Source organism: Tropicimonas isoalkanivorans, from assembly GCF_900112335.1.
Lineage (GTDB): Bacteria > Pseudomonadota > Alphaproteobacteria > Rhodobacterales > Rhodobacteraceae > Tropicimonas > Tropicimonas isoalkanivorans.
This window is the reverse complement of sequence record NZ_FOLG01000019.1, coordinates 1-18,758: the sequence shown is the minus strand read 5'-3', so window position 1 is coordinate 18,758 and position 18,758 is coordinate 1. Positions and strand designations below refer to the sequence as shown.

The following is an 18,758-nucleotide window of genomic DNA, read 5'->3' as shown; positions in this document are numbered from 1 at the left end:
GAGCATCCCTGCCCGGGTCAAATGTGTGGAAAAAACCTGGGGGCCACGGCGTGCCGTGGCTCCCATTTCGCGTTTGGACGCGTCGCGCCCCTCCCATCACGCTCGAAACCTCGCCGAATTTTAGGGCCGTTGGCGGAACCGGATTGACGCGGGAGACGCCAAGTGGCTTTTGTCCCGACGAAACAACTTGAGGGCCCGTATATGCCGCACTCCTCGACGTCGAACCTCGTGAAAATTCTGGAGGAAGACTTCACCGGAATCGTTGAAGAATGGCTTGGAACGCAGGTCGAAGAGGGTGTGAAACGCTCGGATCTGTTCTCCGATGCCGAAAGCCGCGCCCAGAACGCGGAGTTGCTGAAAAACTTCGCCGCCGTGATCCGCGGCGGAATGGTGGACGGTGATTTCAACCTCGACGATGCAGCGTGGGAAGACCTGCGCGCCGTCCTGGCCGACGTCACGAAGGAACGGGTAAGCCGCGGCGTGACGCCGACGGAAATGGCCACGTTCGTCCTTGCCCTGAAGTCCCCTCTCTTCTCGCGCCTGCAGGACAAGCTTGCCGACGATCCCGACGCTCTGATCGAAGACGTCATGCTGGTGACCCGACTGGTCGACGCCTTCGCCATCCACACCAACGAGATCTTCATCGAAGAGCGCGAACAGATCATCGAGCGTCAGCGCGAAGAGATGATGGAACTGTCGACCCCGGTGGTTGAGCTGTGGGATCGGGTCCTGACGCTGCCGCTGATCGGCACGCTGGACTCCGCCCGTGCCCAGGAGGTCATGGAAAACCTCCTCCAGACGATTCTCGAGCGGCAGGCGGAGGTCGTCATTCTCGACATTACGGGCGTGGGGACAGTGGACACGCAGGTTGCGCAACACCTTCTCCGGGCCGCCGCTGCCGTGCGTTTGATGGGGGCAGATTGCATCATCAGCGGCATCAGCCCGATGATTGCGCAGACGATGGTGCAATTGGGCATCGACGTCGGAACCGTGAAGACCCGCTCCAGCATCCGCACCGCCCTGGCCGACGCCTTGACGGCGGTCGGTTACCGGATCGAGACGGTGAAGGACTGAGACCGTGTCAGGGAAGTCCTCGATACACTTGGTCGAAAACGCGCTCCTCGTGTCGCTCCATGACGACGTGACCGATACCGAGATCATGGACCTTCAAGACACGCTGTCCGGCCGCATTGCGAAGGAGGACGTCCGCGGTGTCGTTCTCGACATCAGCGCGCTGGAAATCGTGGATACCTTCGTAGGACGTGTAATCGCGCAGATCGCGGGGATGTCCCGGCTGCTCGCGGCGGAAACCTATGTCGTCGGAATGCGCCCAGCGGTGGCGGTCACGCTCGTGGAGTTGGGGATGTACCTGCCCGAAACGCGCACCGCGCTCAGCCTGACCCACGCCCTGTCTCAGCTTCGGCGTGGGTGAGCCACCGCAACCGGCGAGGCGGCTGGCACGACTGAAGCTTGCAGCGAGCGGCGACGTCGTCCGCGCGCGTCAGGCGGTCATGCGTGAGATGAAGTCGAGACGCGCCTCGGCCCTGCGGATGACGCGCTTCGCGACGGCGGTAAGCGAAATTGCGAGGAACGCGGTGGTGCACGGGGGCGGCGGTGAAATTTCCGTTTCCATTACGGCGGACGAGCAATATCTGGTGGTGAGATGCCAGGATCACGGACCGGGCATCGGGAACCTGGAGCAAGCGATGCAGGACGGATACACCAGCCGGGACGGGCTAGGCCGCGGGCTAGGCGGGGCAAAGCGGCTGTCGGACACGTTCGATATCCGCTCAGCGCCGGGCGAGGGCACGGTCGTGACGATGAGCTGCCGGGTGTGATGCGCTGGATCGACATCGAAGACCGCAGCGCCGTCGCTGCGATGAGACGGATTGCCCGCCGGTGTGCCTCCTCCATGGGGATGACCGAAAGGCGGCAGGAGGAGTTGGCGATCGTCGTCACGGAGGCGGCGACCAACATCCTGCGCCACGCCGGTCGAGGCCGGGCGCTGGTCGAGGTGATCCAAAAACCCGGCGTGCATAAGCTCGTCGTTCTTTTCGCGGACAATGGGCCGGGGATCGGCGATCTCGACCGGATGATGAACGACGGGCAGAGCACGCTCGCGTCCGCCGGTCTCGGTCTGGGCGCGCTTCGCCGGCTTTCCGACAGTTTCGACGTTTTCACCTCCGCCGACGCCGGCACGACGATCGTTTGCGCATTCGATCAGGACAAGGGCGCGACGAAACCACCGATCGAGGTGGCGGGCCTGTGTGTCTGCCACCCTGCCGAGAGCGTATGCGGGGACGCCTGGACCCTGCGTCAGGGCCCGCAGGAGACAGGTATCGTGCTTTGCGACGGTCTCGGTCATGGCCCACTCGCCGCGCGGGCCGCCGCAGAGGTTCTCGAGGGCGCGGAAGCTTCGCCCATGGACCCGGGCGCTTTGATCGAGGAGGTGTCGCGCCGTCTTGTCGGCAAACGGGGAGCGGTCGCCTCCGCCATCCGCATCGACCACGAAGCGATGACCATGACCTATTCGGGACTGGGAAACATCTCGACGCTCCATGTCGGGCCGTCCGGGTTCCGGCGTCTGGCGGTGCGTGATGGGCGTATCGGCGGCCCTGCCACGCGAGGGTACGAGGAGACAATCGCCCTCGCACCCGGGGACACCGTCATCCTACACAGTGACGGGCTGAAGACCCTTCGGGAGGCCAATATTCCGCCGGGTCTGATGTATCGAAGCCCCCTCCTGATTGCAGGGTACTTTCTCGACAGGATGTTCAGGGGCCGAGACGACGCATCGATTGTGTTGGCACGCGTGAAAGTCGAACGAGAGTAATGAAGACAGGGCATCTGACATCCGTTCGCCTGGAGCAGGGTTCGGACATCGTCCACTTGCGTGAGGTCGCGCTTGCGCTCACCTCGGTACTCGGTTTCGGAACGTTCGAGCGGACCCGGATCGTAACCGCTGTCGTCGAACTTGGCCGCAACGCGATTGAACACGGGAAACGCGGGCGGGCGGGCTTCAAGCTTGCGGAAAACGATGGGCGGCCGGTTCTTGCGGTGACCGTTCTGGATCAGGGGAATGGCATCCCGGCAAACTGGCTCGACGGGACAAACCCGGTCGCTGCGTCGGATGGCATGGGCCTGGGCTTGCGGGGGGTCGAACGTATCGCGACCGGATTCAACGTCGATACCGGCAGCGAAGGGACACGGATCCAGGTCACCTTTCGCGCATCACAGCCCTGCGACGCGAACGAAAGCCCGTGGCACACGGCCATGGATGCCCTCGAAAAACTCGAGACGTCCGACCCAATGAAAGCGCTGACGGCGCAGAACCGCGAACTCATGAGCAGCCTCGATGAGCGCGACCTGCTCATGCGGGAACTGCATCACCGGACGGGCAACAACCTTACCCTGATCGTCGCCTTGATCCGCATGAGCAAATCGCAGGCCACGCAAGAGGAGACGGAACGGGTTCTGAGCGAATTGGAAACCCGGGTCGCCGCGCTGTCGAAGGCCCACGAGCTGATGCAGAAGTCGGCACAGGGCGGGATTATCGCCGCGCGGGATCTCCTTCAGGCAGTCGCGTCCAACGCGAAGCAGGCCTTCAACGCGCCGGACCTCAACGTCACCATCGACGTGGAGTGCAACACACTGGAGATGGATGGACGGTTGGCGGTTGATATCGGGCTGATCGTCGGGGAAATCATCACGAATGCCTACAAACACGCCTTCCGCGGCCGGAAGGAGGGTGCAATCCGGGTCGAGTTTACGACCGATGCGGAAGGAGCCATGGCGCTCACCGTGTCGGACAACGGATGTGGGCTGTCCGATGACGCAGATCGGCCGGAGCGGTCGAACTCATTGGGCTGGCGGCTGATCCGAACGTTGACGTTCCAAAACGGCGGCAAACTCTCGGTCGACGGAAGTGATGGCCTGACGGTGGAGATTCACCTGCCGCCGCCGGAGTGATTGCGGCAGGCGGTGGGCTCGACCAGTCAGCGGTTAGGTCCGATACCCAAGGCCACCCGGGGGCCAGAAAAAGGTTCGGCCCCCGGGCATTCGACGGTTACGCATCCAGATTTTCGACGCTCAGCGCGTTCGATTGGATGAAATCGCGACGCGGTTCCACGACATCTCCCATCAGTTTGGTGAAGATGTCGTCCGCCTCGGACATGTCCTCCACCCGGACCTGAAGCAGCGTGCGCGCTTCCGGGTCGAGCGTCGTCTCCCAGAGCTGCTCGGGGTTCATCTCGCCCAGCCCCTTGTAGCGCTGCAGGCTCAGGCCCCTTTCGCCCTCCTCCAGAATGGCGCGGAGCAGCCCGATGGGGCCGTGCAGCGGGATCTCCTTGTCCTTCCGCAGAAGGTAAGCGGTCTGCCCGTAGATCTCCGTCAGCGCATCGGTGTGAGTGCCGAGCCTGCGGGCCTCGCCGGAGCGCAGGACCGGGCCGTCGAGACGGCGGACTTCTTCCACACCCCGCACCGAACGTGAGAGCCGGATGCCTTTGTCCTGAGTCGGACGGCCCTGCCAGCCGCGCTCGTATTCCAAGGAGACGAGGTCGAGCCGTTCAGCGATACGGTTGGCCGTGCCCTGAAGGTCCGCGTCGACCTGGCCGGGAACGAATGCGCCGGCGATCGCGGATTGCTCGAGAATATGCTGCGGGTAGTGCGTCGGGAAGGCGCGCAGCATCCCGCGGATCTGCCGTGCCTCTTCGACCACGCGCTTGAGGTCCTGACCGACAAGTTCCTCGCCCGAGCCGAGCCGCAGCCGCGCGCCCTCGACCCCCATCTCGATGAGGTAGTCGTCCAGCGCGGCCTCGTCCTTCAGGTAGACCTCCGACTTGCCGCGCGCGACCTTGTAGAGCGGCGGCTGCGCGATGAAGAGGTGCCCCTCCTCAATGATATCCGGCATCTGGCGGAAGAAGAACGTCAGCAGGAGCGTCCGGATATGGGCGCCGTCCACGTCCGCGTCCGTCATGATGATGATCTTGTGGTAGCGCAGCTTGGAGATGTCGAACTCGTCCCGTCCGATACCGGTGCCCATGGCCGTGATGAGGGTGCCGATCTCCTGGCTCGACAGCATCCGGTCAAAGCGGGCCCTCTCCACGTTCAGGATCTTGCCCCTGAGCGGAAGCACGGCCTGGTTGGACCGGTGGCGGCCCTGCTTGGCGGAGCCGCCGGCGGAATCACCCTCCACCAGGAAAAGTTCCGACTTCGCCGGGTCCTTTTCCTGGCAATCGGCCAGTTTGCCCGGCAGCGAGGCCACGTCCATCGCCGTCTTTCGGCGGGTCAACTCGCGCGCCTTCCGCGCCGCTTCCCGTGCCAGAGCGGCCTCGATGATCTTGCCGACGATGGTCCTGGCCTCGGTCGGGTTTTCCTCGAACCACTCGCCGAGCTTTTCGTTCACCAGGCCCTCCACTGCCGGGCGGACCTCGGAACTCACCAGCTTGTCCTTGGTCTGGGAGGAAAATTTTGGGTCGGGCACCTTGACCGAAAGAACGCAGGTCAGCCCCTCGCGCGCATCGTCTCCGGTGAAGTTCACCTTCTCCCTCCGGGCGATGCCGGACGAACTCGCGTAGAGGTTGATCGTTCGGGTCAGGGCGCCGCGGAACCCTGCCATATGGGTGCCGCCGTCCCGCTGGGGGATGTTATTGGTGAAGGGCAGGACATTTTCGTGGTAGCTGTCATTCCACCACATCGCCACTTCCACACCGATGCCGTCCCGCTCACCGCTCATGTAGATCGGTTCGGGCATGGCGGAGGTTTTCGACCGGTCGAGGTATTTCACGAACTCGCGGACGCCGCCCTGGTAGCACATGTCCACCTCCAGCGGCTCGGCGGGGCGTTCATCCCTCAACACGATGCGTACTCCGGAATTCAGGAACGCAAGTTCACGCAGGCGTGTCTCGAGCGTCTTGAAGACATAGTCGAGGTTCGAGAACGTGTCCGTCGACGCCATGAAGGTCACTTCGGTGCCCTTCTCGCCTTCGGAATCGCCCACGACGCGCAGATGCTCGACACATTCGCCGCGCTCGAAGCGGGCATAGTGTTCCTTGCCGTCGCGCCAGATGCGCAGGTCCAGCCAGTCAGACAGCGCGTTCACCACCGACACACCGACGCCGTGCAGACCGCCGGAAACCTTGTAGGAATTCTGGTCGAATTTCCCACCGGCGTGAAGCTGCGTCATGATCACTTCGGCCGCGCTCACCCCCTCCTCGGAGTGGATGTCCACGGGAATGCCGCGCCCGTTGTCGCGCACCGAAACCGAGTTGTCCGCATGGATCGTGACGGTCACCGCGTCTGCGTGACCAGCCAAGGCCTCGTCGATGCCGTTGTCCACGACCTCGTAAACCATGTGGTGCAGGCCGGAGCCGTCATCGGTATCGCCGATGTACATCCCGGGGCGTTTCCGGACCGCTTCCAAGCCCTTGAGAACCTTGATGGATTCTGCGCCGTATTCTTCTGTCCGGTTCGCTTCGTCTGCCATGCGGCCCTTCCTTTGAAATCTTGCCGGTTTATACGGTTTCAACTGGAGTTTGTCACGCAGCAGACACAAGATTTGGTATCATGTGACCCACTGCGTGCTGACTCCTGCGCCGGGTAGAACGTTGAGCTCAGGCGGGGGCTGGGGTGAGGGTGGAACCGGACCCGTCGTCCGCGATCGGATAACGGTTGGCGCCTGACCCAAGGTCTTCAAACAGCTCCGGCCCGGTGCCTGTCATCCACGCCTGAGCGCCGAGCGCCGCGATTTCCTCGTAGAGCGCCGCACGCCTCCCGGCATCGAGATGCGCGGCCACCTCGTCCAGCAGCAGGAGAGGCGGGGCGCCCGTGTCGGCAGCCAGCGCACGGGCGTTCGACAGGATGAGAGACAGCAACAGCGCCTTCTGCTCCCCCGTAGAGCTTTGCCGCGCCTCGATGCCCTTTTCTGCGTATCGTGCGAACAGGTCCGCCCGATGTGGCCCCTTCAACGTCCGGCCCGCGGCAAGGTCCTCCCGGCGACCCGATCCGAAAGCATCCCGCAGGGCCTGTTCGGTTGTGAGTGTCTCCGGCCCGTCCGGCCCTACCAACTCGAGCGTCGCCGCCGGAAAGACGGTCGCGGCTTCTTCCTGCGCGGCCGCAATACGCTCAAGCGCGGCCAGCCGGTTCGCCTGGATTTCCGCACCCCGCGCCGCCATCTGGGCCTCGAGCGCGTCATACCACGCCGGGTCGCGCACCTGGTCTTTCAGTAAGCGATTTCGCTCCCTCATCGCTTTCTCATAGCCGAGCACGGCCTCGCCGTGTCCCGGCTCGAAACTCAGCACCAAGCGGTCCAGGAACCGCCGCCGCCCGTCCGCCCCTTCGATCCAGAGCCGGTCCATCGCGGGAATGAGCCAGACGACGCGCACGATCCGCCCGAGCGCAAGCTGCGTGGCGGCCTTTCCGTCGATCCGGACCTGCCGGGAGGCAGCGCCCTCGGACCACGTCTCGATCTCGTGAACCTGTCCGCGATGGTCGATTTCCGCCCGGATTTTCCAGCCGAGCGCATCCGGCCGCCGCCCCATCTCCTCCGCCGGGGCGCGCCTCAATCCGCGGCCGGGCGACAGCAGGGACACCGCTTCCAGGAGATTCGTCTTGCCGGAGCCGTTCGGGCCGAAGAGGGCAATGGGCCCTGGGCCGGGGGCGAGACGCGCCGACCGATAGGACCGGAAATGCGACAGGGTCAGAGAGGTGACTGCGAGGCCAGGCATTCAAGCTCTACTGAGATTGGCTCCGCCCGCCCGGTGGGGTTCGCTCATTCCTGTCTCGTGGCGGGGATCTGCCGCCGTCATACCCGCATCGGCATCACGACGTAGACTGCGCTGGTATCCGACCCTTCGCGCATGAGGGTGGGATCGCCGGAGGAGTTAAACATGAAAACTGCGTTCTCGCGGTCGACCTGGCTCGCGATTTCCAGCAGGTATTTTGCGTTGAAGCCGATCTCAAGCCGTTCGTCGGCATAAGCCACGGAGAGCTCCTCTTCGGCCGCGCCGCTCTCCGGCGCATTCACCGACAGCACCAGCCGGTCCTCGTCCAACGACAGCTTCACCGCGCGGGACCGCTCCGATGAGACGGTTGCGACGCGATCCACCGCCTTCGCGAATTCGCTGGCGTCGACCTCCATCTTCCGCGGGTTGCCCACCGGAATGACCCGGGCGTAATCCGGGAACGTCCCGTCGATGACTTTAGAGGTCAGCGTGATTTCGGGCGTCGCGAAGCGGACTTTGGTCTCCGAAACGGACACGGCAATCTCCATGTCGTCATCGTCCAGCAGCTTGCGCAACTCTCCCACCGTCTTGCGGGGAACGATCACGCCCGGCATGGTCTCGGCGCCCGGCGGCAAATCGGCATCGATCCGCGCCAACCGGTGACCGTCCGTGGCCACGCAGCGAAGGACCTTGCCACCCTCACCGTCGGCAACGTGCATATAGACACCGTTGAGGTAGTACCGCGTTTCCTCGGTTGAGATCGCGAACTTCGACTTGTCGAAGAGCCGCCGCAAGACGGGCGCGGGCGCAGCGAAGTTCGAGGTGTATTCCGAACTCGCCATGACCGGGAAATCTTCCTTCGGCAGTGTGGCCAGCGTAAAATGAGACCGCCCCGCCTCCACGGTCATGCGGCCGGCGGCGCCATCGTCCGTCAACCGCACAAGTGCGCCGTCGGGGAGCTTGCGGACGATCTCGTGTAGCGTGACCGCCGAGACCGTGGTTGCCCCTGCGCGCTCAACCTGCGCCGGAACCTTGTCGACAACCTCGATGTCGAGATCGGTTGCCCGGAAGCTGACGTTCTCGCCTTCCGCCTCTATCAGGACATTGGCGAGAATCGGTATCGTGTTGCGGCGCTCGACAACCGATTGCGCCTGGGCCACTGCCTTTAGCAGGGTACCGCGTTCGATGCTGATCTTCATGCCAACGCTCCCAATTCAGCCGGGAACCGCACCCTATCGCTTTCGGAAGGCCGCACAAGTGCCTATTCGCCACAGCGCGGCCCTTTGAAAGCGCTTTCGGTGCGGTGGAGTCAGGCTTCCAGCATCCGACGAAGCAGTTCGAGGTCTTCGGCGATCTGGTTGTCCACCGCCTTCAGCTCCTCGATCCGCTTCACCGCGTGCATCACGGTCGTATGGTCCCGCCCGCCGAAGCGCTTCCCGATCTCCGGAAGGGAGCGTGAGGTGAGCTTCTTGGAAAGGTACATCGCCATCTGGCGCGGCCGCGCAATGGTGCGGTGACGTTTCGGTCCGATCATGTCGGAGAGACGCATGTTGTAGTGTTCCGAAACCTTGCGCTGAATCTCCTCCACGGTCACCTTGCGGTCGGAGGCGCGCAGCACGTCGGCAAGGCAATCCTGCGTCAGGTCCAGCGTGATTTCCCGCCCGACAAGGGAGCCAAAGGCGAACAGCTTGGTCAGCGCCCCTTCGAGCACGCGCACATTGGTGGAGATCCGGTGTGCAAGGAATTCCAGCACGCCGTCCTGGATCTTCAGCCCGGGGTAGCTCTCGCGGTACTGTTCCACCTTGTGCTGCAGGATGCCTAGGCGCAGTTCGTAATCCGTCGGGTGCAGGTCCACCACGAGCCCCGATTGCAGGCGGCTCGCGATGCGCTCCTCCAGTTTCTTGATCTCCACTGGCGCGCGATCCGCCGAAATGACGATCTGGCGGTGTTGGTCGATCAGGGCGTTGAAGGTGTGAAAGAACTCTTCCTGCGTGCTGTCCTTGCCGGCGATGAACTGAACGTCGTCCACCATCAGCACGTCGACGGAGCGGAACATCTCCTTGAATTGCATGGAGCTGTTCTCGCGCAACGCTTGCACGAAGCGATACATGAACTGCTCCGCAGACAGGTACATGACCCGCAGATCGGGGCGTGTCCGATGAAGGTGCCAGGCGATCGCATGCATCAGATGCGTCTTGCCCAGCCCCACGCCGCCATAGAGAAACAGCGGATTGAAGCTGACAGGCCCCCCTTCCGCGACCCGGCGGGCGGCGGCATGGGCGAGCTCGTTGGGCTTGCCGACGACAAACGTGTCGAACGTGAAGCGCTTGTCGAGCGGCGCTCCCGGCAGATCGATATTCGAGCCATTCGCAGAGGCGGTCCGAACCACCGGCGCGGCCGGCGCGGGCGCCTCCGTCTTCGTGCGAAATTCCTTGGCGCTGACGGCGTCCTTCCGGGCGCCGTTCTTCGGCGCAACGGAAAACTCGATACGCTCCACCTCCGCGCCGGCACGCGTCAGGTGCATGAGGATCTGCTGCCCGAAATTCCGGGAGACCCAGTTGCCGATGAAAGTGGTCGGTACATGAAACCGGGCAACGCCGTTTTCGACCGTATTGAACTCGAGAGGCTCGATCCACGTCGTGTAGTTGTTCTTGCCTACTGCCTCCAGAAGATCTCGCTGCACACGTCCCCAGGTGTCGTTTGTCATTGTGCCCTTATCCGTTTTTCATTCTTGCCCCGCGGGCCGGCCGATTTCGAAGAATCGGTTAGGCTTGGCGCTGCCTGCACGAGTCGCCCGCCACGAGGTCGGCACTAAAGACTCCGGTGCCTGAGCACCGGATCATGAGAGCAGCAGTGCCCCCATAGGAACACCCTCCACCGCTGAAAGGCGATGGTCGGGCGTGACTAGTACTTTGGACATGGGGCCCGGTAAGGTGCGACAGTCACGCACTTTTCCTGACGCCCTCCCGATTGGCCGACGGCAGCGCCGACCTTGCGGGTGTTCGATCTTTCTGCAAACCGGCAAAGGATACTTCCCCAAGACCTCTGCCAGCCGCGACCGATCCATGTCCCCCCGGACGATGTGAATCGCAGATGCAAGCTAGCAACTGGGGCGGAGCAGGCGCAACTGAACTTCGACCTTGACTCAAGCTTTGCCGGAACGAATCCGAAACAGGATCTAAGCCCTTGAAATGTAAGAAAAAACCCAAAAAACGCAAACGGACGCACCCGATGGGCGCGTCCGTTCGTATCAATATCGATGGTGGTTCAGGCGCTGATGGCCTTCACCCGCGACGACAGGCGGGACATCTTCCGCGCCGCGGTGTTCTTGTGCAGAACACCCTTGGTCACGCCACGCATCAGCTCGGGCTGAGCGTCGCGGAGAGCGGCGGCAGCGGCCTCCTTGTCCCCCGAACTGATCGCTTCCTCGACTTTCCGAAGGAAAGTCCGGATACGCGACCGACGCGCCTTGTTGACGGCATAGCGCCGTTCATTCTGGCGGGCGCGCTTCTTGGACTGGGGCGTGTTAGCCATGTGATCGGATTCCGAATTTCGGTGGTTGGTTATCTGAAGCCGCGTCTCTAGGGAGGTCTCCGCAATGAGTCAACCGGAAAAACGCGATCACTTGTCCCGGAACTGCGCTTCGCGCTTGTCGAGAAACGCGCCCATCCCTTCCTTCTGGTCTTCGGTCGCGAAAAGCGCGTGGAACAGGCGCCGCTCGAACAACAGGCCCTCGCGCAGCGGCATCTCGTAGCTGCGGTTCACCGCCTCCTTCACGGCCATCACCGTGAGCGCGGACTTTCGCGCGATCTTGTTGGCGGCGTTCGTCGCCTCCTCCACCAGCTTCTTGGCGGGAACCACCCTGGAGACCAGACCGGCGCGCTCGGCCTCCTCGGCGTCCATGAAGCGTCCAGTCAGGTGCATGTCCATCGACTTCGACTTGCCGACGAGGCGGGTCAGCCGCTGGGTGCCGCCCATGCCCGCAATAACGCCAAGGTTGATCTCGGGTTGGCCGAACTTGGCCGTATCCGCGGCAATGATGAAATCACACATCATCGCCAATTCGCAGCCGCCCCCGAGAGCGTACCCTGCAACCGCCGCGATAATGGGTTTGCGGCAGCGCTGGATCGCTTCCACCTGCGGCGCGAACAGGTCTGAGCCAAAGGCATCCACGAACGATTTCTCGGACATTTCCGCGATGTCGGCCCCGGCAGCGAAAGCCTTTTCGGACCCGGTCAGGACAATGCAGCGGACCTTTTCATTCTCTTCGGCCTCGCGCAGTGCTTGACCGAGTTCGTCGAGAAGTTGGGTGTTGAGCGCGTTCAGCGCGTCGGGGCGGTTCAGCCTGATGAGGCAGATATGATCATTTATTTCGACGATCAGCGTCTCGAAAGCCATGCGGCCGAGCCTTTCTGTGATTTCACAGGTCGCAAGGGTTACCACCCTGAGAGCGGCAATCAAGCTATCTTTGGCATGCCGGGCAGTAGAAGGTGGAGCGGCCCGCCTGGACGATCCGCCGTATGGTTCCACCGCACCCCGGGCGCAGGCAGGGCTGCCCCGCGCGCCCGTACACGCGGAAACTGTGCTGGAAATACCCGAGGTCCCCGTTGGCCTGGCGGTGATCGCGCAGGCTCGAGCCGCCGGCTGCGATCGCTTCCGTCAGGACCGTCCGGATTGCGGGAACCAGCGCCGCCACGCGTGCGGCGGCAATTCGGTCCGACCGGCGGGTGGGCGCTATGCCTGCCCGATGCAGGACTTCGCACACGTAGATGTTGCCCAGTCCGGCCACGAGTTTCTGATCCAGCAGCGCACTCTTGATAGGGGTTTTGCGGCCGCGCAGCGCCGTTACCAGGTACGTTTCATCGAACACATTCCCGAGCGGCTCGGGACCGAGCGCCACCAGCAGGGGATGTGCATCCGCGGAAGCCGTCGCGACCAGGTCCATCGCACCGAAACGGCGCGCGTCGTTGAAGGTGATCCGGGCACCTCCGTCCATATCCAGCACGACGTGATCGTGTTTCTCCATCGGTACGATCGGTTGGAAGAAGTGCCCCGGCGCCTCGCCGGAAATCACCATTCGCCCCGACATGCCGAGGTGAATCAACAATGATTCGCTGCTGGAGAGATCTGCGAGAATGTACTTCGAGCGCCGGCGCAGATTGAGCACCCGCGCGCCCGTCAGGCGGCTGGCCATTCCTTCCGGCAGCGGCCACCGCAGGTCCGGTCGGCGCACGTCTGCATGGGTGATGACATGGCCGACCATTGCCGGCTCCAGCCCGCGCCGCACCGTCTCAACCTCCGGAAGTTCGGGCATCCTGTTCCCCTTCGCCGCAGCCCCCGGCAGGGTCCATTGTAACCCCCCGGCAGCGCCCTATAAGGAGGGGGGAAAATGACCGGGAGCAAGTCCCCATGGGCGACGACAAAACCAGAACCACCCATTTCGGCGACCGCACAGTGGCGGAGGACGAGAAGAAGGGCCTCGTGCACGAGGTCTTCTCGTCGGTGGCGTCGCGCTACGATTTGATGAACGACCTGATGAGCGGCGGGGTCCATCGCCTCTGGAAAGACGCCATGATGGACTGGCTTGCCCCGCGCGACGGGCAACGCCTGCTGGACGTGGCCGGCGGAACGGGCGATATCGCGTTCCGCTTCCTCACCCGGGCGCCGGGGGCGTCGGCCGTCGTGTGCGACATGACCGCGGACATGCTGGAAGAAGGGCGCAAGCGCGCCGAGGCCGCACAACTCGCCGACAAGCTTGACTGGGTCGTGGGCGATGCCATGGACCTGCCTTTCGCCGACAATTCCTTCGACGTCGTCACCAACAGCTTCGGCACTCGCAACGTGACCCGGATCGAAGACGCACTCTCAGAGGCATTCCGCGTGCTCAAACCGGGCGGCCGGCTGATGACGCTGGAATTCTCTCAGCTTCCTAACCCCGCGTTGCAATGGGCCTATGACCGCTACTCCTATAACGTAATCCCGACCTTGGGTCAGGTGGTCACGCAGGATCGCGACAGTTACCAATACCTCGTCGAATCCATCCGCAAGTTCCCCGATCAGGAACGCTTCGCGGAGATGATCCGCGCCGCCGGCTTCGAGCAGGTGAAATACCGCAACATGTCGATGGGCATCGTTGCCCTGCACTCCGGCTGGAAGTTCTGATCCCTTGCGCGGCCCTCACAATATCTGGCGCCTGATCCGAACCGGCGCCACGTTCCAGCGTACCGGCGCCATGGGCGTGGTGCTGGAAGCCTTCAGCGCCCCCCCGGCAATCCGGGTGGTCTCCCGCTCCATCGGCTGGACCTTTGCGTGGCTTGGCCGCGCCGGGGATCCGAGCCTGCCGCCGTTGCTCCGGGCGCTCCAGGCGATGGGGCCCGCCTATGTCAAGCTGGGTCAGATCCTCTCGACCCGTCCTGACGTGGTGGGAGACGACCTGTCCCGGCAGCTGAAAATCCTGCAGGACCGGATGCCGCCCTTCCCGCGGGACGTGGCCATCGCGTCGATCGAACGGGAACTGGACATTAAGGTCGACGAGGTTTTCTCGAGCTTTTCGGAACCGATCGCGGCCGCATCCATCGCCCAGGTTCACCGCGCGACGATCGCCGAAACGGGCGCAGACGTGGCCGTGAAGGTCCTTCGCCCGCACATCGAGCGGGATTTCCGCCGCGACTTCGACGCCTTTTACCTGGCCGCCTGGCTGATCGAAACGCTCTCGCCGTCCTCCCGCCGGCTCAATCCCCGGGGTGTCATCACCCATTTCGAAGGGTCCGTTCGGGGCGAGTTAGACTTGCGGCTCGAGTCCGCCTCTGCCTCCGAATTTGAGGCCAGCACGCGCGACGATCCGGGGTTTCAGGTGCCCAAGATGCACTGGGCTTTGTCGGACCGGCGCATCATGACGATGGACTGGGCCGAGGGCATCTCCGCAAACGATCTGGAGCGGATCGACGCGGCCGGCCATGACCGGAAGGCCATCGGCGAGCGCGTGCTGTCCTATTTCCTCCAACACGCTCTTCGAGACGGCTTTTTCCACGCCGACATGCACCAGGGCAACCTGAAGATCGCTCCGAATGGCGATATCATCGCGCTGGATTTCGGGATCATGGGGCGGCTGGATGCCTATACTCGCAGGGTTTACGCAGAGATCATCTATGGCTTTATCAAGAAGGACTACCGCCGGGTGGCGGAGGTGCACTTCGAGGCGGGATACGTGCCGCCCGATCGCGATATCGACGAATTCGCCAGCGCCCTGCGGGTCGTGGGCGAGCCGATCTTCGGCATGTCGGCGGGCGATATCTCCATGGGTCGGGTGCTCGCCTACCTATTCGAAGTAACCGAGCGTTTCGGCATGGAGACGCGCATCGAGCTCATTCACCTTCAACGCACGATGGTCGTCGTCGAAGGCGTGTCCCGGTCCCTGTATCCGAATATCAACATGTGGGACGTGGCTCGGCCCGTGGTGGAAGAGTACATCAAGGACAGCATTGGCCCGAAGGCGCTTCTGCGTGACCTCGCCAGGACGGCCGTCGTGTTGGCGCGCTTCACGCCCCGGCTGCCACAACTCGCCGAGAACGCGCTTGCCGAACAGTCGGCGCAGCACCTCGTCGTGGTGGAGAAATCCCGCTCCAAGGGGAGACTGGCATGGTTCCTTGCCGGTGCCGCCGTTGCGGTTGCAGCCGGTTGGGTGCAGTCGCTCCTCTAAGCTAATCCAGCGTTACCGAACGCCACGGACTGCGGTGACACTGTCCGATGAAACTTCCTGTCCACCCTTCAGCACCAGCAGGGTGGACGCACCGTCGCTCCGCGCCTCGATTACGTCGGCATAGATCTGCGCCGGTTCCGTCGCGAGAAGATCCCCGTCCTTATCGTAACTCTCGACATCAAAGGTGTAGTTTCCCCAGGCGACATTCGCCCCCTTGGAGTCAACGCCGGTCCATTCCAGCGGTCCCTCGGCCATTGATAATGCGATTCGGTTTCGTTCTTTTCCTTGCCCGTCCTTGATGACGAGCTGCGCATGGTCTGCAATCTCGAGCGGTTTTACCCACAAATCGACCGGCTCGCCCTCGAAGGCGGCATCTGCGGGTACCCGAACGCTGGTGCCGACCCAGTCCGCCAACCGCGAGAGATCCATTGCTCCGGAGTCCTGACGCAGGGCGCTGAGCAGTTCGTTTGTCTTCACCTGCTGCTCCACGCCCGAGAAGGTCGCGAGTTGGGTGGCGAAGTCCGTTGCATCGAGCGGATTGAGCGGATCCTGATTCTCTATCTGGGCCGTCATCATCTTCAGAAACGTCTCGAAGTCGGAGGATACCACGCCCTTGTCGGAGGCCGTGGACGACGTCTTGCTGGAAGCGGATGGGGAAACACTCGTGGCGTCGGATATGGCGTCCATGGTGGCCTCAAAGTCTCATGTCCAACCCGGCAGACCGGGAGGCGTGGGTGGGAAGGGGCGTCGCTGGCTGGTCGCCTTCTTGCGCATCACCAGCGAGTGGGATCACTTCTGTCGGACCTTCGCCCATGCTGGAAAAGCCTTCGCCCTGTGAGGATCCTACGTCGACAGAAAGATTCTGGAAGCCAAGGTCGCGAAGGTCCTGCAGGAACTCCCCCATTGAGCGCCGGACCAGTTCTATCGTATCGGGCCGATCCGCGAGTATGGTCACGGTGAGAGCGGCATCGCGGGAAGAGAACGATATGCTGAGACGGCCGAGTTCCTCGGGATCGAGACGCACTTCAACGGCTCCGCTCGCCGCATCCCGGGTGACCTCGGCGACCTGGTTGGATGCCGTCCGCAGAGCATGCATAGCGCTTACGGGGGTCAGGTGAGAGCGGGCGGTAGGCGGGACCGTCAAGGGCCGCTCGCCCGATGCGAGATGGACGAACTCCCGCGGCTCGGACTTACCTAAGGCCTCCTCAAGATCCAGGACCTTCACTTCGGGAGGATTCGATAGCGGATCGGGCGCGGATCTCGCCTTAGCGACAACATCGATCGTGGGGCGGCTCGTCGTGGCAGGGGCGGTCGACGTCTCCGAAGCAAATTTTGTCTCCGTTCGTGCTGTGTTCGCATGGGCCTGTGTCCGATGAGGGGTTCGCTCGGAGAGGTGCTGTGCGATATTTTTTTCCTCAGTTGTTACTTCAGTCTCCGGTGGTTCGGTCCTCGCTATGGACTGACACTCCGTTTCGCCGGGGGGCGTCACGCTGGGCTTTAGGTCGTCCAAAACTACCCGCGAATTCTCCAAAGACGCGGGGCGTGAGGGTTCCCGTTTGAAGGCTGGCAGCTCCTCTTGCCCGGGAGGCAAACCTTGGAGTTGTTCATTCTGTTTTGGTACCGTCGCGGGCTGGCCGACGAGAAATGGATTGATGCTCGGCCTTTCCTCACGGTCTGCATGTGAGTCGACGTCCCCCCTCGCTGGCGGGTCTTTCGCCGCGACCTGTCCCAACATCGGCGCATCCCGACCATTCCATGTCGCTTGCACCTGCGCTTCGCGAGCATCGACCCGGCTAGCCTCCGGCATCGCGACCACGCCGGTATCCATATCCTTCGCGTCAGTTTTCGAGAGCGCTCGGTCATCATGTGAGCCAACGAGACTAGGCTGCGCGATGTGTCGTGGTTCGAGCGGAAGCTCGTCCACGAGGTGACGCACTGTTTCAATGCCGTGCACATCGTCGGCTTGCACGTCCACGTCCCAATCGGACGCGCCTTCCGCGACCATTTCCGGCAACGGAACGACGGCCCGTCCGGACGGATTGGCCAAGAATGCGACGACGTCCCCTGGCGGGTCCGGATCATTCACGTTCTGTATCAGTTCGCCGAACGACTCACCCTCGACAACCTCCGCTGGCGTCTCACCGGACCGCGATGGAACCGCCTTTGCTCCCGAAAGGAGGCTTGCGGAGTGGTGAAGTACGTATTGCATGGCTTTTTCGGACGTCTTCCTGCGACTTGGAGAACCATGCACGTGCCGGGTTACCGATCCTTTACCAGCATCGGCCTAATTTCGCCGAAAGTCGTGCAAATTGGATAGATCGACATATGAAGATTTCGCCTCTCGCGCAAATCCCGATCGAACGCCCGATGGGCGCCAGAGAACGGGCCAAGGACCAACCGCTCATGAAGGTGGCTCGAGATATGGAGGCCGCGTTTCTCTCTGAAATGCTGGACTACGCGGGTGTGGGAAAGTCCTCCGACTCTTTTGGAGGGGGCATAGGGGAAGAACAATACGCGAGTTTTCTTCGGGATGCCCAGGCCAAGGAAATGGTGAAGAACGGTGGAATAGGACTGGCTGAGATGATTTTCGAATCCCTCAAGGAAAGAACCAATGACCCATAAAACTACCTCAACCCTGACCGCCATTTTGGAACGGGAGCGAAATATGCTGCTGGAGGGCGACTTCGCGGAACTGGAACGCATCGCGAAACAGAAAGAGGGCCTTCTGTCCGACACGGCAGTGGTATCGCATGAGCCTGCCGACCTCGCAAAAATACGGCAGCTATCCGAGCGAAACGAGAAACTTTTGCAGGCATCGCTCGAGGGGGTCAAGGCGGCGCGATCGAGACTTTCGGACATTCGTCGTGCGTCCAATCAGCTGGAAACCTACACGAACGCTGGAAAGGTTCGGGACCTTGCACACCCGCGCCGTCAAGTGGAGCGCCGGGCCTGAATGGATGGTTTTCGTAAAATCCGAGAAATACGACCTCTGACGCTTAGGACTCTTTTAGGGTCAGGACCCATTGATTTCCGGGTAGGGGCGTGATTCACGGTCCGAAAACCGAGCGGTGAACATGTCTGATCTTTTCTGGCTGACGGATGCGCAGATGGCGCGTCTTGAGCCTTTCTTCCCAAAGTCCCATGGCAAGCCTCGCGTCGATGACAAGCGTGTTTTGAGCGGGATTATCTTCATCAATCGCAATGGCTTACGATGGCGAGATGCGCCGAGGGAATATGGCCCGCACAAAACGCTCTACAACCGTTGGAAGCGTTGGAGCGATAAAGGCATCTTTGCCCAGATGATGGTCGGCTTGGCCGCTGATCACGGCGAGCAGACG

At 62.6% G+C, this 18,758-nt stretch carries 19 protein-coding genes; 10 read left to right on the top strand and 9 right to left on the bottom strand.

Annotated features, from left to right (window positions below):
* Nucleotides 1–162: 162 nt before the first annotated feature.
* From BM075_RS21325 to BM075_RS21305, 5 genes are read left to right on the top strand one after another with little or no spacing between them, the layout of a single operon-like run.
* The gene (locus BM075_RS21325) at nucleotides 163–1,074 is read left to right on the top strand and encodes an STAS domain-containing protein (RefSeq protein WP_245758941.1); all 912 of its coding nucleotides are present in this window, start codon (nucleotides 163–165) and stop codon (nucleotides 1,072–1,074) included.
* A 4-nt stretch (nucleotides 1,075–1,078) separates the two neighbouring features.
* The gene (locus BM075_RS21320) at nucleotides 1,079–1,432 is read left to right on the top strand and encodes an STAS domain-containing protein (RefSeq protein WP_177208445.1); all 354 of its coding nucleotides are present in this window, start codon (nucleotides 1,079–1,081) and stop codon (nucleotides 1,430–1,432) included.
* Nucleotides 1,425–1,838 carry an ATP-binding protein gene (locus BM075_RS21315; protein WP_281244971.1) on the top strand — a complete coding sequence of 138 codons (414 nt, stop codon included), beginning with the start codon at nucleotides 1,425–1,427 and terminating at the stop codon, nucleotides 1,836–1,838. Before BM075_RS21320 ends, BM075_RS21315 begins: the two co-directional genes overlap by 8 nt.
* A complete protein-coding gene (locus tag BM075_RS21310; RefSeq protein ID WP_093362731.1) occupies nucleotides 1,838–2,833 on the top strand; it encodes an ATP-binding protein in 996 nt (331 codons plus the stop codon). Before BM075_RS21315 ends, BM075_RS21310 begins: the two co-directional genes overlap by 1 nt.
* Nucleotides 2,833–3,969: an ATP-binding protein gene (locus BM075_RS21305; RefSeq protein ID WP_093362730.1), complete on the top strand. Its 1,137-nt coding sequence runs from the start codon at nucleotides 2,833–2,835 to the stop codon at nucleotides 3,967–3,969. The genes BM075_RS21310 and BM075_RS21305 overlap by 1 nt, the downstream gene beginning before the upstream one ends.
* A 97-nt stretch (nucleotides 3,970–4,066) precedes the next feature.
* Here the strand turns inward: BM075_RS21305 and gyrB are convergent, their stop codons facing one another.
* From gyrB to mutM, 7 genes are all read right to left on the bottom strand, one after another.
* Nucleotides 4,067–6,484, bottom strand: coding sequence for a DNA topoisomerase (ATP-hydrolyzing) subunit B (gyrB, locus tag BM075_RS21300; protein WP_093362729.1), 2,418 nt, complete (start codon nucleotides 6,482–6,484; stop codon nucleotides 4,067–4,069).
* 127 nt (nucleotides 6,485–6,611) lie between these two features.
* Entirely contained in the window at nucleotides 6,612–7,724 is a 1,113-nt protein-coding gene (gene recF / locus BM075_RS21295; protein ID WP_093362728.1) for a DNA replication/repair protein RecF, read from the bottom strand.
* Between the two features lie 77 nt (nucleotides 7,725–7,801).
* Nucleotides 7,802–8,920: a DNA polymerase III subunit beta gene (gene dnaN, locus BM075_RS21290; RefSeq protein WP_093362727.1), complete on the bottom strand. Its 1,119-nt coding sequence runs from the start codon at nucleotides 8,918–8,920 to the stop codon at nucleotides 7,802–7,804.
* A gap of 110 nt (nucleotides 8,921–9,030) precedes the next feature.
* Nucleotides 9,031–10,428 carry a chromosomal replication initiator protein DnaA gene (dnaA, locus tag BM075_RS21285; protein ID WP_093362726.1) on the bottom strand — a complete coding sequence of 466 codons (1,398 nt, stop codon included), beginning with the start codon at nucleotides 10,426–10,428 and terminating at the stop codon, nucleotides 9,031–9,033.
* A 560-nt stretch (nucleotides 10,429–10,988) separates the two neighbouring features.
* Nucleotides 10,989–11,255, bottom strand: coding sequence for a 30S ribosomal protein S20 (gene rpsT, locus BM075_RS21280; protein ID WP_093362725.1), 267 nt, complete (start codon nucleotides 11,253–11,255; stop codon nucleotides 10,989–10,991).
* Nucleotides 11,256–11,342: 87 nt separating this feature from the next.
* A complete protein-coding gene (locus tag BM075_RS21275; protein ID WP_093362724.1) occupies nucleotides 11,343–12,119 on the bottom strand; it encodes an enoyl-CoA hydratase in 777 nt (258 codons plus the stop codon).
* 64 nt (nucleotides 12,120–12,183) lie between these two features.
* Nucleotides 12,184–13,035: a bifunctional DNA-formamidopyrimidine glycosylase/DNA-(apurinic or apyrimidinic site) lyase gene (gene mutM / locus BM075_RS21270; RefSeq protein WP_093362723.1), complete on the bottom strand. Its 852-nt coding sequence runs from the start codon at nucleotides 13,033–13,035 to the stop codon at nucleotides 12,184–12,186.
* 95 nt (nucleotides 13,036–13,130) lie between these two features.
* Here mutM and ubiE point away from each other — a divergent pair, with 95 nt between their 5' ends.
* Nucleotides 13,131–13,883, top strand: a complete 753-nt coding sequence (ubiE, locus tag BM075_RS21265) for a bifunctional demethylmenaquinone methyltransferase/2-methoxy-6-polyprenyl-1,4-benzoquinol methylase UbiE (RefSeq protein WP_093362722.1) — start codon at nucleotides 13,131–13,133, stop codon at nucleotides 13,881–13,883.
* A gap of 4 nt (nucleotides 13,884–13,887) precedes the next feature.
* Nucleotides 13,888–15,420: a 2-polyprenylphenol 6-hydroxylase gene (gene ubiB / locus BM075_RS21260; RefSeq protein WP_093362721.1), complete on the top strand. Its 1,533-nt coding sequence runs from the start codon at nucleotides 13,888–13,890 to the stop codon at nucleotides 15,418–15,420.
* Between the two features lie 12 nt (nucleotides 15,421–15,432).
* Here the strand turns inward: ubiB and BM075_RS21255 are convergent, their stop codons facing one another.
* A complete protein-coding gene (locus tag BM075_RS21255; protein ID WP_093362720.1) occupies nucleotides 15,433–16,107 on the bottom strand; it encodes a flagellar hook capping FlgD N-terminal domain-containing protein in 675 nt (224 codons plus the stop codon).
* Between the two features lie 7 nt (nucleotides 16,108–16,114).
* A complete protein-coding gene (locus tag BM075_RS21250) occupies nucleotides 16,115–17,629 on the bottom strand; it encodes a flagellar hook-length control protein FliK (RefSeq protein WP_093362719.1) in 1,515 nt (504 codons plus the stop codon).
* 158 nt (nucleotides 17,630–17,787) lie between these two features.
* On the opposite strand from BM075_RS21250, the gene BM075_RS21245 reads away from it, so the two are divergent.
* From BM075_RS21245 to BM075_RS21235, 3 genes are all read left to right on the top strand, one after another.
* The gene (locus BM075_RS21245) at nucleotides 17,788–18,042 is read left to right on the top strand and encodes a rod-binding protein (protein WP_245758944.1); all 255 of its coding nucleotides are present in this window, start codon (nucleotides 17,788–17,790) and stop codon (nucleotides 18,040–18,042) included.
* A gap of 43 nt (nucleotides 18,043–18,085) precedes the next feature.
* Nucleotides 18,086–18,373, top strand: coding sequence for a hypothetical protein (locus BM075_RS21240; protein WP_093362717.1), 288 nt, complete (start codon nucleotides 18,086–18,088; stop codon nucleotides 18,371–18,373).
* Nucleotides 18,374–18,494: 121 nt separating this feature from the next.
* On the top strand, nucleotides 18,495–18,758 hold a 264-nt coding region (locus BM075_RS21235), incomplete at its 3' end, for a transposase (protein WP_143089922.1).

Bases quoted from the DNA above. Each gene is read 5' to 3' on its own strand.
- BM075_RS21310 (WP_093362731.1), top strand. From the start codon at position 1,838: ATGCGCTGGATCGACATCGAAGACCGCAGCGCCGTCGCTGCGATGAGA.
- BM075_RS21305 (WP_093362730.1), top strand. From the start codon at position 2,833: ATGAAGACAGGGCATCTGACATCCGTTCGCCTGGAGCAGGGTTCGGAC.
- gyrB (WP_093362729.1), bottom strand. From the start codon at position 6,484: ATGGCAGACGAAGCGAACCGGACAGAAGAATACGGCGCAGAATCCATC.
- recF (WP_093362728.1), bottom strand. From the start codon at position 7,724: ATGCCTGGCCTCGCAGTCACCTCTCTGACCCTGTCGCATTTCCGGTCC.
- dnaN (WP_093362727.1), bottom strand. From the start codon at position 8,920: ATGAAGATCAGCATCGAACGCGGTACCCTGCTAAAGGCAGTGGCCCAG.
- dnaA (WP_093362726.1), bottom strand. From the start codon at position 10,428: ATGACAAACGACACCTGGGGACGTGTGCAGCGAGATCTTCTGGAGGCA.
- rpsT (WP_093362725.1), bottom strand. From the start codon at position 11,255: ATGGCTAACACGCCCCAGTCCAAGAAGCGCGCCCGCCAGAATGAACGG.
- BM075_RS21275 (WP_093362724.1), bottom strand. From the start codon at position 12,119: ATGGCTTTCGAGACGCTGATCGTCGAAATAAATGATCATATCTGCCTC.
- mutM (WP_093362723.1), bottom strand. From the start codon at position 13,035: ATGCCCGAACTTCCGGAGGTTGAGACGGTGCGGCGCGGGCTGGAGCCG.
- ubiE (WP_093362722.1), top strand. From the start codon at position 13,131: ATGGGCGACGACAAAACCAGAACCACCCATTTCGGCGACCGCACAGTG.
- BM075_RS21255 (WP_093362720.1), bottom strand. From the start codon at position 16,107: ATGGACGCCATATCCGACGCCACGAGTGTTTCCCCATCCGCTTCCAGC.
- BM075_RS21250 (WP_093362719.1), bottom strand. From the start codon at position 17,629: ATGCAATACGTACTTCACCACTCCGCAAGCCTCCTTTCGGGAGCAAAG.
- BM075_RS21245 (WP_245758944.1), top strand. From the start codon at position 17,788: ATGGGCGCCAGAGAACGGGCCAAGGACCAACCGCTCATGAAGGTGGCT.
- BM075_RS21240 (WP_093362717.1), top strand. From the start codon at position 18,086: ATGCTGCTGGAGGGCGACTTCGCGGAACTGGAACGCATCGCGAAACAG.